The sequence below is a fragment of the Halalkalibacter suaedae genome (assembly GCF_017939705.1).
Classification (GTDB): Bacteria; Bacillota; Bacilli; order Bacillales; family Bacillaceae_D; genus Halalkalibacter; species Halalkalibacter suaedae.
In genome coordinates, this window is the sequence record NZ_JAGKSQ010000005.1 from 183,286 (window position 1) to 198,036 (window position 14,751).

General features: G+C 38.0%; 17 protein-coding genes. 3 read left to right on the plus strand and 14 right to left on the minus strand.

What is annotated here, in order from left to right:
* Positions 1-41 precede the first annotated feature (41 nt).
* The 9 genes from ftsL to J7W16_RS13445 form a co-directional block, all read right to left on the minus strand.
* The gene (gene ftsL / locus J7W16_RS13405) at positions 42-398 is read right to left on the minus strand and encodes a cell division protein FtsL (protein WP_210598039.1); all 357 of its coding nucleotides are present in this window, start codon (positions 396-398) and stop codon (positions 42-44) included.
* Positions 399-417: 19 nt separating this feature from the next.
* A complete protein-coding gene (rsmH, locus tag J7W16_RS13410) occupies positions 418-1,350 on the minus strand; it encodes a 16S rRNA (cytosine(1402)-N(4))-methyltransferase RsmH (protein WP_210597827.1) in 933 nt (310 codons plus the stop codon).
* A gap of 14 nt (positions 1,351-1,364) precedes the next feature.
* A complete protein-coding gene (mraZ, locus tag J7W16_RS13415; protein WP_210597828.1) occupies positions 1,365-1,796 on the minus strand; it encodes a division/cell wall cluster transcriptional repressor MraZ in 432 nt (143 codons plus the stop codon).
* A 152-nt stretch (positions 1,797-1,948) separates the two neighbouring features.
* Positions 1,949-3,565, minus strand: a complete 1,617-nt coding sequence (gene bshC / locus J7W16_RS13420) for a bacillithiol biosynthesis cysteine-adding enzyme BshC (RefSeq protein ID WP_210597829.1) — start codon at positions 3,563-3,565, stop codon at positions 1,949-1,951.
* An 83-nt stretch (positions 3,566-3,648) separates the two neighbouring features.
* Positions 3,649-4,038, minus strand: coding sequence for a DUF3397 domain-containing protein (locus J7W16_RS13425; protein WP_210597830.1), 390 nt, complete (start codon positions 4,036-4,038; stop codon positions 3,649-3,651).
* A 3-nt stretch (positions 4,039-4,041) separates the two neighbouring features.
* Positions 4,042-4,941, minus strand: a complete 900-nt coding sequence (locus tag J7W16_RS13430; protein ID WP_210597831.1) for a 2-dehydropantoate 2-reductase — start codon at positions 4,939-4,941, stop codon at positions 4,042-4,044.
* A gap of 236 nt (positions 4,942-5,177) precedes the next feature.
* Positions 5,178-5,777: an RsfA family transcriptional regulator gene (locus tag J7W16_RS13435; protein ID WP_210597832.1), complete on the minus strand. Its 600-nt coding sequence runs from the start codon at positions 5,775-5,777 to the stop codon at positions 5,178-5,180.
* Between the two features lie 361 nt (positions 5,778-6,138).
* Complete coding sequence (gene rpmF, locus J7W16_RS13440; protein WP_210597833.1) at positions 6,139-6,312, minus strand: 50S ribosomal protein L32; 174 nt, start codon at positions 6,310-6,312, stop codon at positions 6,139-6,141.
* Between the two features lie 97 nt (positions 6,313-6,409).
* Complete coding sequence (locus J7W16_RS13445; RefSeq protein WP_210597834.1) at positions 6,410-6,925, minus strand: YceD family protein; 516 nt, start codon at positions 6,923-6,925, stop codon at positions 6,410-6,412.
* Positions 6,926-7,122: 197 nt separating this feature from the next.
* On the opposite strand from J7W16_RS13445, the gene J7W16_RS13450 reads away from it, so the two are divergent.
* Positions 7,123-8,334, plus strand: coding sequence for a nucleotidyltransferase (locus tag J7W16_RS13450; RefSeq protein WP_210597835.1), 1,212 nt, complete (start codon positions 7,123-7,125; stop codon positions 8,332-8,334).
* A gap of 60 nt (positions 8,335-8,394) precedes the next feature.
* Here the strand turns inward: J7W16_RS13450 and J7W16_RS13455 are convergent, their stop codons facing one another.
* Both J7W16_RS13455 and J7W16_RS13460 read right to left on the minus strand, forming a co-directional pair.
* Positions 8,395-9,432 carry a SepM family pheromone-processing serine protease gene (locus J7W16_RS13455; RefSeq protein ID WP_210597836.1) on the minus strand — a complete coding sequence of 346 codons (1,038 nt, stop codon included), beginning with the start codon at positions 9,430-9,432 and terminating at the stop codon, positions 8,395-8,397.
* Complete coding sequence (locus tag J7W16_RS13460) at positions 9,416-10,222, minus strand: patatin-like phospholipase family protein (RefSeq protein WP_346726932.1); 807 nt, start codon at positions 10,220-10,222, stop codon at positions 9,416-9,418. The genes J7W16_RS13455 and J7W16_RS13460 overlap by 17 nt, the downstream gene beginning before the upstream one ends.
* 133 nt (positions 10,223-10,355) lie before the next feature.
* Between J7W16_RS13460 and ylbJ the strand changes: the two genes are divergently transcribed.
* Positions 10,356-11,570 (plus strand): sporulation integral membrane protein YlbJ, encoded by a 1,215-nt coding sequence (gene ylbJ / locus J7W16_RS13465; protein WP_210597838.1) that lies wholly within the window; start codon positions 10,356-10,358, stop codon positions 11,568-11,570.
* A 61-nt stretch (positions 11,571-11,631) separates the two neighbouring features.
* Here ylbJ and coaD read toward each other — a convergent pair whose 3' ends face one another.
* Together coaD and rsmD are read right to left on the minus strand one after the other, a co-directional pair.
* Complete coding sequence (gene coaD, locus J7W16_RS13470; RefSeq protein WP_210597839.1) at positions 11,632-12,111, minus strand: pantetheine-phosphate adenylyltransferase; 480 nt, start codon at positions 12,109-12,111, stop codon at positions 11,632-11,634.
* Between the two features lie 15 nt (positions 12,112-12,126).
* Positions 12,127-12,678: a 16S rRNA (guanine(966)-N(2))-methyltransferase RsmD gene (gene rsmD, locus J7W16_RS13475; RefSeq protein WP_210597840.1), complete on the minus strand. Its 552-nt coding sequence runs from the start codon at positions 12,676-12,678 to the stop codon at positions 12,127-12,129.
* A 335-nt stretch (positions 12,679-13,013) separates the two neighbouring features.
* Here rsmD and J7W16_RS13480 point away from each other — a divergent pair, with 335 nt between their 5' ends.
* Positions 13,014-13,403 (plus strand): DUF7147 family protein, encoded by a 390-nt coding sequence (locus J7W16_RS13480; protein WP_210597841.1) that lies wholly within the window; start codon positions 13,014-13,016, stop codon positions 13,401-13,403.
* 66 nt (positions 13,404-13,469) lie between these two features.
* Here the strand turns inward: J7W16_RS13480 and J7W16_RS13485 are convergent, their stop codons facing one another.
* Entirely contained in the window at positions 13,470-14,714 is a 1,245-nt protein-coding gene (locus tag J7W16_RS13485) for an MFS transporter (RefSeq protein WP_210597842.1), read from the minus strand.
* Positions 14,715-14,751: the final 37 nt, after the last annotated feature.

The following is a 14,751-nucleotide window of genomic DNA, read 5'->3' on the forward strand; positions in this document are numbered from 1 at the left end:
CACCTCTAACTAAACTCTCTTTTTTAGTGGAAAAAACTAGCTCAATTTGAACTAGTTTGTTGGACAACTTTCACTTTATTCTCATCTAAGGACATTCCAAGCTCCTTGGCAATTGATAAGATGCGATCAGGTGCACTTAGTTCAACTACTTGTAGGGATAAACCTTCATTAACTTCAACCTGCTTACTTATGTCTCCCTCTAGCTTGTGTACTTCTTGGTTAACACTATAGATCGACGCGAAGTTATGTACAATGATACCAAGAACAACAAATGTCATTATGGCCATAAAGCCAATAATCATCCGCTCGCCTAGTGTGACAGTTGTACGAATTCTTCGTATACGTTTCTTAGGTTGAACCTGTCTTTGCTCTTGTTCTTGAATCTGTCTAGCTACCATACTCAAAATAATGCCCTCCTTACTGTTTTTCCGCAATGCGCAACTTAGCTGAACGTGCACGCTTATTCAATTCCAGTTCCTCAGTTGATGCAACAATGGGTTTACGGTTAATTAATTTTAGGATAGGTTCGTACCCTTCAGGGATAACCGGTAATCCAGGTGGAAGATCGGGCCCCTTACTGTGTTCCTTAAAAACTTCCTTGCACAGGCGGTCTTCAAGAGAATGAAATGTGATAACCGAGATTCGGCCACCTTTTTTTAATAATCCGATTGAGTCCTCTAATGCATCTTCAAATGCACCTAACTCATCATTTACGGCGATACGAATCGCCTGAAAGGTTCTCTTAGCAGGATGTCCTCCTGTTCGTCTAGCCGGAGCTGGAATCGCATCTTTAATAATTTCGACCAGTTCTCCCGTACTCTGAATTGGAGACTTTTCCCGTCTCGCTTCAATTTTCCTGGCAATCTGCTTTGCAAATTTCTCTTCACCATATCGAGAGATAATTGATACAAGTTTCTCAAATGGCCATTCATTTACAACATCGTAAGCAGTTAAATCCCCACTTTGATCCATTCTCATATCTAACCCAGCATCCTGATGATAGCTAAACCCTCGTTCTGCTTCATCTAATTGTGGGCTTGATACTCCTAAATCAAAAAGAATTCCGTCAACCTCAAAAATCCCACGCTGTTCTAACTCTTGTTTTATATGGCGAAAATTACTACGAATAAAGGTTACTTTATCTTCATGGTTCTTTAATTTCTCTCTGGCATAGTTTAATGCTTTATCATCTTGATCAAACGCATAAAGGTGCCCACCCTCTTCTAGCTTCGATACAATTAAAGAAGAATGACCAGCTCCGCCTAAGGTACAGTCAACATAAACCCCATTTGGTCTAACATTAAGACCTTCAACAGATTCTTCTTTTAAGACAGTTATGTGATGAAACACCTTTTCACCTCCAATTACAAATCAAAATCAACAATATTTTCAGCAATTTCACTAAATGATTCCTCTGATTCAGCAAAGTACTCTTCCCATATTGCCTTGCTCCATACCTCAACTCGGTTTGAGACGCCGATAATGACGCATTCCTTTTCAAGCTTGGCAAACTCTCTTAAAGGAGAAGATATATTTACTCTCCCCTGTTTATCTAATTCGCATTCTGTCGCACCAGAAAAGAAAAATCGAGTAAATGCCCTTGCATCTTTTTTGGTGAACGGGAGTGCCTTCAATTGCTCTTCCAACTTTTTCCATTCTTCGATTGGATAAACAAATAAACATCGATCAAGGCCTCGAGTCACGACAAATGATTCGCCTAATTCATCACGGAATTTAGCCGGAACAATCATTCGTCCTTTCTCATCTACGTTATGGCGATATTCTCCCATAAACATCGCTGACCCATCTCCCCCCACTTACTAACATAAAGTTACCACAATCCCCCACTTTACACCACCAAAAAATTAAAATTAATCCACAAAAAAAATCCTGCCCCTGTGGACAGAATTTTTTTTTAGTTTCTTCGACAGCACAACCTATCAGCATTTTACAAGAAAATAAGCTTATGCCTCTGATTAAATTCCAAATTTATTGACATTAATTGCTGATACTGCTCTTCTCCTATGACATTGATCAACAAAATCGGATGAATAATTCGTTCCTGTGGATAATTCAACGGACAGAGCCATCGACCTGATTCTGTGAATTTTGTAAGAGTCTCTTCATGTGATTGTCGAACAAAATTGTTCATTTTCTTTTCAATAAAAGATAGCTGATTCTCAATAATAAGCCAATTTTTTTCACTTAACTTACTAAGAGTTGGATCCATTTGCTTTGTTAACTCACAGATCGTCGCGTGCTTCTCTTGTATTTCTTGTTTCGCATTAATCATTACTTCCCGGATTGGGTATTCATTCACACCTTCTAACCATCTCTCACGCAAAATCCCCATTTCACCTTCTATAAAATGATTAACACTGTAATTTGTTTCCGCTAACCATTTTTGAACATGAGTTGGGATGAATGTCATTTGGTACCTCGGTACTACTGGCGGTACTTTCATATCAAACAACCGGAATACATGCTTAAGAGTTGCCCAATATTTTATCTCACCAGGACCTGAAATAAATGCCAAAACAGGTAGAAGCCATTCTTGCATTAGAGGTCTTGTGGCCACATTATTACTAAATAGTTCAGGATGATGATCTAGATGCTCTAACAATTCTTCCTTTGAAAAAGTAGTATTGGTTCCTTTAATAAAAAAAACATCATTTTCAAATTCTAAGCGTTTACGTTCCCCATTCATATCAATGAACAAATGAGCATTAGTTCGCTCACTTGCTAATGGTTCTTCATAACCAGCATTCACAAACTCTTCAAGTCCTTGAAGCTGCTTTTTTTGAACTGACTCCACCTCTATAATTAATTGTTTGAAATAGCCCTTCTCTAGTTCACGCACTGATGGGTGATGTGCATCTAATAGAAGTAAGCCTTCTTTCCCAAAAAACCAGTTCATCAGATACGTGAAGAAATCAACAAAGGTCCTTGCTTCTTTGAGAAATTCGGTTACTTTTTGAACAAGATTATTTGTATATGCTGTTTCAGGTAAGGTCGAAAAAACGTCGTTTAACCATATCTGTATTTCTTTTTGATCAAGTTCAACATTTGAGGCCGATGTTGGACGGGATTTTCCTTCATACATATGCTTCTTCCAAGAAGCAGCCTTCTCTTTATATACAAAACGAATTTCATCTAGATCATGATCTTCGCCAGCAATCCAAAACACAGGTACGACCGGTACCTTTAGTTTCTCTTCTTGCTGTTTAGCAAAAGCCAAGATTGAGATCGCTTTATAGACTGTGTAAAGAGGACCAGTTAACAGACCTGCCTGTTGACCCCCTACTACAACAACCGAATTGGCTTGTTTTAATTTCATTATTTGCTTAGAAGATTGTTCATAATATGGGAGGGATTGATGCACCTCACTAAAATACCGTACTAATGCCTCACGTTGGTACTCCCTACCATATAAATCATCAACTCTTTTTTTAAAACTATGTTGTTCACCTATAGAGTAATCAAAAAAAGACAACGTCTCTTTTTTGCCATTTATGTAATCATTTATAAACCCGTTTGTTGAAAGGTCTATTTCTCTAACTTCCATATGTGTAGACGCCCTTTCGTGTTACTAAATTCATTATCACTATATCAAATAAGGGAGAAACGACCAAGTATTTTGAATTCTTTTTAAATAGCTAAGTATTCAAATAGTCGTGATACTAATCCATAACCAACCAAAATTAGATGTAAGCAAAAAAATATAATAAAATTAAATCGCCAAATACCTTTTACCAATTTACCAGTATGAATATCTCCAGATACATACCAATGTAACCATGTGAAAATCATTGAAATAAGAAGGGAAATGGCTATTACTACCAACAGAAGAGATTGTTGCCATAATTCATTAATAATAAAATACACAGAAGCCATAAATAAGATTGTGGACCAATCTGAAGCGAAGCGAACAGATTTGCGCTTATTCTTCGTTCTCTTAACCTTAACAATGTATAAAAGATACCATCCGAACAGTGGGAAGGTAACCACTGTTGCAATAAACCAAGTGAATATGGACATATTTTACCCCCTATGACATTCTCTAGCCTTGATTCCTTCATATAAGAAATTAATGACAGGAACAGAGCGGTTTAATCGAGTTGCCCGTTTCTTTAGAGCACCGACAATGCCTTCAATCTCTGTTTTCCTATTCATTTCTAAATCAATATACATAGATGAATAGTTTTCAGCAGTATTATGGCATACTTGCTGCAAATACTTCCACAATTCATCTCTCTCATCTTGACGATCTAGCACCAAAATGACCTCTTCAAAAATGATTCTTACCATTTTTTGATAATGCTCTAAAAGTAGTTCACCGTTTTTTAAATTAAAAGCTGCTGTCATCGGATTAACACATAAATTAACGATCCATTTTTTTTCGAGTAGGGAATACCAATTTTCATCTTCGATAAAAGGAAAACTAGCTGAGGTTTGGATCTTACGTACCATTCCTCTACCTTCAAGGTAATATCCCCATTTAATTTGACCTAGTCCTGTATGGTGAACAGTGAAATCATTTTTTCTTAATGCACCATGCTCAACAATTCCAATACCAATTTCTTGAATCGACAAGCCTGAAACAAGGTCAATATGTCCCATACCATTTTGTAAAAATAGAATCGATGTTATTGATAATTTTAATTCACTAATATATGTAAGGACATTTTCTATATCATAGGATTTCACAGCTAAAATCATTAGATCGATTGTTTCTCCACCCACAAGAGTTCGCAAAGGCCTTGCGTCTACTTTAATTTGGTCCCTTGTTTGGTCGTGCTTTATTATTTGCAGATCCTGTTTCATTAACTCACTCGCTTGACGTTGACTATTAGTCAGAAGAGTTGTCTCAAAACCATTTTTAGTTAAATAGTATGTGAGCAACATTCCAATTGCACCAGCACCAACAATCGTTACTCTCATATCAATCTCCCCTTTTATTACCATATGAAAATTGTACCATATTCCTACATATTCGAATAAATTTAATTAATAATTATTCGATTTTAATGTTTTCTTTAATAGATACAGTGGTAGGAGATATGTTTTTCTATTTGGAAAGTGAGATTTTTTTGTGGATAACTCAAACGACAAGAGACCACTGAACAAGGTACGGATACACCTTTTTCAGTGGTCTCTAGATATTAGTCAAGATCTTATTACGCTTCTTTACTCGTTTCAAATAAAGAAAGTTTTCTAGCTCTGTCCATAATCGATAATAAGGACCGGTAATCCTCAGCCATAATTCGCTTTTCTTGTTCTGCTTTGTCCAGTTCAGCCTTTAATTTTTCATTTTCTTTTTTCAGTTCATCGTAAGCGGTTTGGGCTACTTGAGCTTTACGATCTTCCTCGTAATTGGCTAAAAAGGTTAATACCTTTTCCATTGTTAGTGTAGCATCATGATTAGTCTCAACTGGCTCTTGTTTTTTTTCTAAAGCTATTTCTGGTGGTTGGACAGCTACATTTACCTGAGTTAATTCTTCTGAGACCTCTTCATTCATGGATTGTTCTTCTTGTTCACCCTGTGCTTTCTTGCCTTTGGATCTTTGTTTTTTAGCAAGTGCAATTGCAGCTTCATATTTTTTTCTTATTGCTGAATTCCAGCGAAATCCACACGCTGCACTTGTTCTTGATAGCCTTTCCCCTACTTCCTCAAATGCAGATAATTGAGTACTTCCCTCACGGATATGTCTTAACACAACTTCTGCAAGAATCAAATCTTCATCAGTATTCCATGCGTCCTGACGAATGGTTGTCATAGAAACACTCTCCTTTAAATCTCATTTATTCTATACGTATGCATCTACTAGAGTAGAAAGACGCATTAGCTGAAAAAAAAAGATAAATTCTAGTATAAATTATTACCTATTTTCACAGATGTATTCGAAAGGAGTAATATTCTTTCTAGCAGATAGAGGAGAAGCGACTTTTGAGTAATGCAAGTCGTGGAGCCATCTCTGCTTCCTCTAATCTGTTAAAGGAGATTTTCAGCGAGTTTGACTTTACTAGTGTAGGAGTTGTATTGTTTTTTTCTATCGGGGAGTACCTAAGCATCGATTAGTGGATTGTTCCTATATAAAACAAAAAAGACGAAGAGGAGAATCCTCTTCGTCAATTACTTTACTTGCTTACTACATCTTGGCCTTTATACGTGCCACACTCTTTACAAATACGGTGAGATAGTTTCAATTCCCCACACTCAGGGCATTTAACCATACCAGGTACTGCTAATTTGTAGTGAGTACGACGCTTAGCTTTGCGAGTTTTAGATGTTCTTCTAAAAGGTACTGCCATCATTCCCACCTCCTTACAAAATCTAGTCATCCCAACAGCTTAAAGCTCGTTGGCTTTATGAAATGAAGGTCCGACCGTTGTCGTTGCTTCGATTTTCCTACTCTTTTTCAAAGAATTTTGCTAAATCAGCGAGCCTAGGATCAATTCGCTTCTTTTGGTTCTCTTCTGTTAGAAGTTCCCAATCTTTCCCAGTAGGCGGAGCAAGACGTTCCGACCCATCATCTGCAAAAACTTGCATTGGAATTTCAAGTAAAACTCGTTCCTCAATCGCGGGGATTAAATCTATCATCTCTCCTTCAAAGAAATGAATATCATCACGATCGACATCTGCTGTAACATAGTCATTAACTGGATGAAATTGCTCTACTACGTTTAAGTTGATCGGAAAATTAACATCAGCCAGTGTCCTAGAACAAGGCAAAATTAATTCACCAGTTATTTTCAACGTAAAAGTCAAAAGAGAACCTCTATATAGGAGATCACCTTGAACACGGATCGGTGAAACAGACCTAATTTCTGAGTTCAGCTGTTTGATACTAGTTAGATCAACTGTTTCATCAAATGTAAATGGTTTATGTTTGGCAACGTTAAGTTGCTGTAAGGACCATTTCATCTTTTTGATCACCTCTAAGACAACAAAATTAAGTATAGCTCTACAGTATTTGAATGTCAACCTTTTTTCTTTACAGTACTTTAAATGCTAAATCTGTCTTTTTTTATAGACAAGCACTTGTTTAGAGCATGTCGTTTATTGTAGCATGACATACATAAAGAGTAAAGCCAACCGTTCATTTCGAAAGGATAGATCACATGAAAGCCGTAGGAATAGTTGTAGAATATAACCCATTTCATAATGGTCACCACTATCAAGCAAAACAAGCACGTCAAGAGACAGATTCAGATGTTGTTATCGCGGTCATGAGTACTTCCTTTTTACAGCGTGGGGAACCTGCAATCGTCTCAAAATGGACTAGAACACAGATGGCTTTGGCTAATGGGATTGATATCGTCGTCGAGCTACCATACTTATATGCTACCCAAAAAGCTGAATTATTTGCTGAAGGTGCTGTCAGTATTTTACACGGAATGGGTGTATCAGCATTGCACTTCGGCAGTGAATCCGGAAAAATTACAGATTTCATAAAGCTTGTTGATACCATGAACGAGCAAGCACCAAAGCTAGATCCCCTCATTCGTCTTTACATGAATCAAGGATTCAGCTACCCAAAGGCATCATCCAAGGCATTTAGCGATCTCAGTCTTGAAACACAAGGGCTTTCATTAACCGAACCAAATAATATTCTCGGTTTTCATTATGTGAAGACCATTAAAGAAAAATACAAATCAATTCAACCAGAAACAACTTTAAGAATCAAGGCCCATTATCATGAGGAGACCATTTCGAGTGATTCGATTGCCAGTGCAACAAGTATCCGAAAAGCAATACAGGAAGGAGCAACGATAGAAAACCTTAAGCATGTCATTCCAAAAGAGACATTGGTTGCTTTAAATGACTATTATTCTTATTATATCAACTTCCATACATGGGATTGCTACTTCCCTCTTCTACAATACAAAATAATGACAAGTACAATTGAACAGTTACGTCTCATATATGAGTGTGAGGAGGGGTTAGAATATCGAATCAAGGAAACAATCCGTGAAGCTGAATCCTTTTCCGATTGGATGACGAAACTGAAAACGAAGCGTTATACATGGACAAGGCTCCAACGCTTAGCCGTTCATATCTTGACTAACACATCAAAAGAAACGATCGCCAATGGATTATCAACAAAATTACCATATATTCAGTTACTCGGATTAACAAAGAATGGACAAGCGTATTTGAGTGCATCAAGAAAAATAAGACAGACTGAATTACTCACAAAACGTGCAAAAGCTACTGGGATTGTGGCACATCTAGAAGAAAAGGCTACCTCTGTTTACATCCAGCCTCTCCAACCGAAAAAAAGGATAGAAGCATTACGCCAGGAATATCAAGGACCTATCATACTTAAGTAAAAAGAGTGTTCTAAAAGGTATAAATTTCAGCCTTTTAAAACACTCTTTTTTTGATTTACCCTATGAAAGAGATTCCAGAAAATCAATTGCTTCCTCAAACGTATCAATTGGGATGATTTTCATATCTGTTTTAATATCCTTTGCTGCGGCTAAAGCTTCCTGATAATTGGAATTTTCCGCTCCCCCTTCGTTTGGTGCAAGAAAATACTCTGCTCCTGCCTTATCTGCCGCGACCACCTTTTGATTTGCTCCACCAATGCGACCAACGACACCCTCTTCATTGATGGTACCTGTACCTGCAATCTGATACCCCTTCGTAAGGTCTTCCTCAGTAAGCTGATTGTAAATTTCCAATGAGAACATTAATCCTGCTGAAGGGCCTCCAATTTGGCTCGTGTTAATACTTACTTCAGGCTCCATCCAGAGTTCTCTGTCAGTGACCGGTGAAGAGATACCAATCCCGACTCTTCCTTCCGGTGCACCTAATTGTTCTGGAAAAGGTGTAAAACCAAGGTCATATATCGTGGTTTCTTCCTCTCGCTCAACTGTTAATTGAACAGTGTCCTGTTGACTCATCCCTTGCAATCGTTCAATTAATTCATCAGCAGTCTTCACATCTACACCATCCACTTGTTTAATACGATCACCTATTTCAAGAACAGAGGCTGCTGGCATCCCTTCTATTAATGCTGTCACAAGCACTCCATGATATTCATAGTTAATCTCTTTGTCAGCATGCTCGTATGCGACTATCGTTGCGGCTTCCTTAGAGGTCGACATAGCCATCAACTGACGATGCTGATACTCTTCATCCGTTTCACCATCATATCGAAGTTGCTCTTCTGGATAGATCGACCGATAAGGACTTAGCTTTGCCCATAAATAAAAGAATAAATTCGCCTTTCCCATCTGAACAGTCGTCAGCATAAACGACCCTTCATCTTCAAATCCATCTTCAACTTTGATAACTTCTTCTAGTACCTTTGCTCCTCCAGGTTGGGAGTAATAATAAGGTAATTGATAGAAATGGAGAAATAAAATACAGATAATTAATATGATCCATCTTTTCTTAATATAAGGCTTAGTGGGCTGTGCCATCTTCTTTTCCCCTCCATGTTGCGATTGCAGCTTTGATTTGATCCATTTGATTATTCGCTGCTTCTTCCCCGCATTTAATCAAAGATTCAACTTCTGTGAATGCAAGCGAACTTGCCTGCTTAACGATTGGTCTTATCATAACAGAACTATTAAATTCTTGATATCGAATCATCTCGCGCGTCATAATATCCATACTTTGCATAATCACATCATAAATCGTATGTAAATCTGGTTCTTCTCTGAAGTAAGAGACATCAACAGCAATTGTCACATCTGCTCCCATTTGTTTTAAGACACCTACAGGAACACGGTCAATTACTCCCCCGTCCACAAGTAACCGATTATCGACGATCTCAGGTACAAATATTCCCGGTATCGCGATACTTGCTCTAACGGCTGTTGCTAGGTCACCCTCTTGAAATACAACCCTTTCTCCCATTTTAATGTCTGTTGCAACAACGGCAACTTTTGGAACTAGCTCTTCAAGAGATTTTCCTTTTGCGAGCAATCGAATGAGTTCCTTTACTTTTTTTCCCGAAACGAACCCTAGCTTTGGAACAATAAAATCAACAAAATATTTTTTTCTAAATAACAGTGCAAATTTCTCGAGGTTTTCAGGTGTGTGCCCGACCCCATATAAAGAACCAACTAAAGCCCCCATACTACTCCCCGCAATTAGATCAATTGGAATCCCCTCTTTTTCTAAGGCTCTTAATACACCAATATGTGCAAAACCTCTGGCTCCCCCCGATCCTAACGCAAGACCAATTTTCGGACGAGTACGATTCACAAACATCCTCTCCTAACCATTTTATGTACTCATAAAATGATATGGTCTATTACGAGCTTGTATACGTATAGTTAATGATAGGACAACTTTCTAAGCTTGTTTCATTGTGATGTAAAAAGGAGGCTGTAATCTAATGACGTTCTCAACAACCAAGACATTTATCCTAGCCCTAGTAAGCCTTTTGTTAGCTGCCTCACTGATGATCTTTCCAAAAGAAGCACTTGAAGCATCTATACGAGGAATGCAAATGTGGTGGGAAGTCGTATTTCCTTCGCTTTTACCTTTCTTTATTGTCTCCGAGCTCTTAATAGGGTTTGGTGTTGTCTCATTAATCGGTGCCCTCTTAGAGCCTTTAATGAGACCCTTATTTCGCGTGCCAGGAGTCGGTGGATTTGTGTGGGCAATGGGACTTGCTTCAGGATATCCTGCTGGAGCAAAATTGACAGCACGATTACGTCAAGAAAAGAAGCTAACAAAAATAGAAGCAGAGCGGCTTGTTTCTTTTACGAATTCCTCAAATCCACTTTTCATATTTGGAGCTATTGCTGTCGGCTTTTTTCATGATGCCACTTTAGGTCTTCTCCTTGCACTTTCACATTATTTTGGCAATATTGTCGTCGGAATCATGATGAGATTTCACGGTTACAACCAAGAAAAAGAAACATCGAACAATGCATCATCTAAAGGACTTAAACAAGCTTTTAAATTACTGCATGAAGAACGTATTCGTGATGGAAGGCCGATTGGGCAACTGCTAGGGGACGCTGTCCAGTCATCCGTTCGTACGCTATTAATGATTGGCGGTTTCGTTATTTTATTTTCCGTTTTAAACAAGATTTTAAGTTTAATTGGCATAACATCGATCCTAGCTTCTTTCTTTTCTATTATACTTACTTTTTTCCAATTACCAAGTGATTTAAGCTTACCCTTAATCTCAGGAATTTTTGAAATCACTCTCGGTGCTCAAATGGCTAGTGAAGTAGACACAACATTACTGGAGAAAGTAATTGTAACTAGTTTCTTTCTCGCCTTTAGTGGGTTTTCCGTTCAAGCTCAGGTAGCGAGTATTTTGGCGGAGACCGATATTCGTTTCAAACCATTTTTCATCGCACGTTTATTTCATGGACTTTTCGCTGCCCTGTTTGCCTTAGTTCTGTGGAAGCCACTCTATTTAAATCAAACAGAAACAACAGAAACCTGGGGAAGCATGCCCGCTTTTCTAGCAGAAGGATCGAATCATTGGTTATCAACGATTTGGCTGAATCTCGTTGAATTCGGACCTCTTTTCACACTTGTGATGCTGCTTACCTATCTCTATTTACTAAGTAAACAAATATTAGCAAAATAGTAAACGAACGAGGCTGTCGGAAAGGATTGGATTATCCTCTTTCAACAGCCTCAGAGTTTTATTAATTAAACTTTTTCTTTAGTGCCTCTGCAACAACTTCAGGAACCAATCCAGAAACATCTGCATCGTACTTCGCTACTTCTTTTACAATACTTGAACTCAAATATGAATAGTTATTATTTGTCATCATAAAGAATGTCTCAATTTCAGGGCCGAGCTTTTTATTAATAGAAGCTGCCTGCATTTCATATTCGAAATCTGAAACGGCACGCAACCCCCGAATAATTGTCTTGGCATTGTTTTCTTTCATATACTCAATTAATAAACCATTAAATGAATCAATCTTCACTTCTGGTAGATGCGAAGTCACTTGCTTTAATAACTCGATTCGCTCTTCTACTGAAAATAGTGGCTTTTTATTTCGATTATGTAATACCGCTACGATTACCTGATCAAAAACAGAAGCTGCTCTAGTAATAATATCAATATGTCCATGAGTAACTGGATCAAAGCTTCCTGGACAAACGGCTATACTTGGCATATAGAAACCCCCTTCTTAATCAAACGCATAGATACTAATCACCGTATCTCCGTACGTTTCCTCTTTCTTCTTTGAAAAATTTTGAATACGATCTGGTAATGAAACTGTATTTGCATGCTCACATACAATTACACCAGACGGCTCTAGTAAATGAAAATCAGCAATGATACTCATTTCATTTACAAGCGCCTGCTTGGCATAGGGCGGGTCGAGAAAAATAACCGTAAAAGCCAATTCTCTTTTTATTAGGGCCTTCAAGGCTCGATCAGCATCATTCCGGTACACTTCTGAACTCTCTTCAAATGAACATTGTTTTAAATTTAATTTAATCGTCTCAATCGCCTTACGATTTTGATCAACAAAAATAGTTCTCTCAATCCCTCGACTCAACGCTTCAATTCCTAAACCACCACTACCAGCATATAAATCAAGAGCCAGTCCACCTTGAAAATACGGCCCAATCATATTAAAAATAGATTCCTTTACTTTGTCTGTCGTCGGTCTTGTTGTTGAACCAGGCACGGCTTTTAAAGGTAGCCCTCTTTTCTCTCCTGAAATCACTCTCACTCTACTCACCCAATCCTAACTTCAGTTTTTCTTTTTCTATCCTATCATAAACCTTCAATATTCAACATATGCGACATTTTTTCTCTTTATTAAAATTGAATGTATGAAGATAAATCATTCAGGTCATACTGAAATTAGTAGCACACCTAGTGTTGCTACAACCGCGGAGAAGGCTTACGTTTCCCCATAAGTTCTTCCTCCGGTTTCTCCTCTCCCATAGCCTTAAATACATACCTTGTATGTGTAAGGCACCTCGCAAGGAATCCCTTGCGAGGATTTTTTTTTTAAGCTACGATAAAACGGACAATCCATTGTTTAGAAAGAAGGAAAAAATAATGATTCAACGTTTTATTAAACTCGGAGAAGGATACAATGATCTTTATGAATTAATTGAAATTGCAAAAACCAATAAAGATCGGATTCATCTAATTTTACGGCTTGATACCAAAATTGACGAAAGGGACATGTCCTCACTCGTTGTCCTATTAAAGCCAGCTTTACCCGGAAAAATGATGCCACTGTATGTATGTCATGAAGGGATCTATAACCCAATTCATAAACCGACCGAGCGATATCGTTTATTTGAAGAGGCGGTCAATCAACTTAATCTAGATATCCATCGACTCGAAGTCAAAAATTCAAAGCAATTTGCAGAGATAGATCTTTACTATCAATATTTAACAGGGGTTCTCCGGTTAAATCGATATTTACCACCAATGAGTTAGTCAATTTGATTCTTGTCTTAAGAAAAAGTACCCAGTCGTCTTTTGACGGTTAGGTACTTTTTTTGATCAATGGGTCAAGGCATTCTTCTTTTGTCCTTGCCTCCGTATTTTTTCTTTGCGAAATTCTTTTTGAGCAGGTGGGATTACTTTAAATTTAACAATTAATACATTTACAAGTAATAGAGTCGCACTAACGAGGAAGAGTCCCCTTATCCCGATACCAGCTACAATTGACCCACCGACCATCGGACCAATCATTGTCCCGAGATACATCGCACTGTTTGAAAATCCATATGTTCGACTTTCCATACCAGATGGAGCATGCATCCGAATTAACGTATTGGCCGCTGGAAGTAAACCTCCTAGGCATAAACCGACTAGAAAACGTAAGCAGATTAATTGCCAGATTTCGGTGACAAATGCTTGAGGGATCGAGAAAAGTGCGACACCGAGCATTGAATAGATAATCACATGATGTGCCCCCACCCTATCACTAAGCTTCCCTAGCTGAGGAGATGCAAGCATATTCGCAAACCCCATAACTGAAATTGTCAATCCAGCATAAAAGGCCACACTCTGAGCTGCCGTTAGCTCTTCTACAAATAGCGATAATAGTGGGTTAATACCCATTACAGCTAATTGAATAATAAATATAACAACATATAAAGAGAGCACTGGTTGGATACTCGTAATTTTTTTGAATTCCTGCCATGTACTCGTTTTCTCTGTTGTCGGCAGTGGTTCAAATTCTTCCTTCACAAAGAATAGAACAACAAGGGCTGCAAAGAAAATACAAATCCCTGTTAACAGAAATACGAACCGATAGCCAAAGGCTTCAGCTAATACACCACCCAATAACGGACCAATAATTGCTCCAGATACAGCTCCAGACTGTAACATGCCAAGTGCCCTACCAACATGTTCCTTTGGTGTATTAGTTGAAACTAGTGCAATCGATGCCGGAATAAATCCCGAAATAACTCCATTTAGCAATCGTAAAAATAATAAACTAATTGGTCCGACAGCCAACCCTGTTAAACTAATCACAAGTGCCATCCCAAAACCAGACCTTAAAATCATCATTTTGCGACCATACTTATCAGCCATTCGCCCCCAAAAAGGAGAGAAAAGAAAGGCGGTTAAGAAGTTCGCACCAAAAATAACGCCAGCCCATATACTTAGCGTCTCAGGATTATTAACTCCAAGCTCCTGTAAATATAAGGGTAGGAATGGAATAATCATTGTCATTGCACTAATAACCATAAACTGACTTATCAATAGAATCCAAAGGTTCTTTTTCCAAGCTTGCAATCTAACCACTTCCTTTATCATACACATTATATATTTC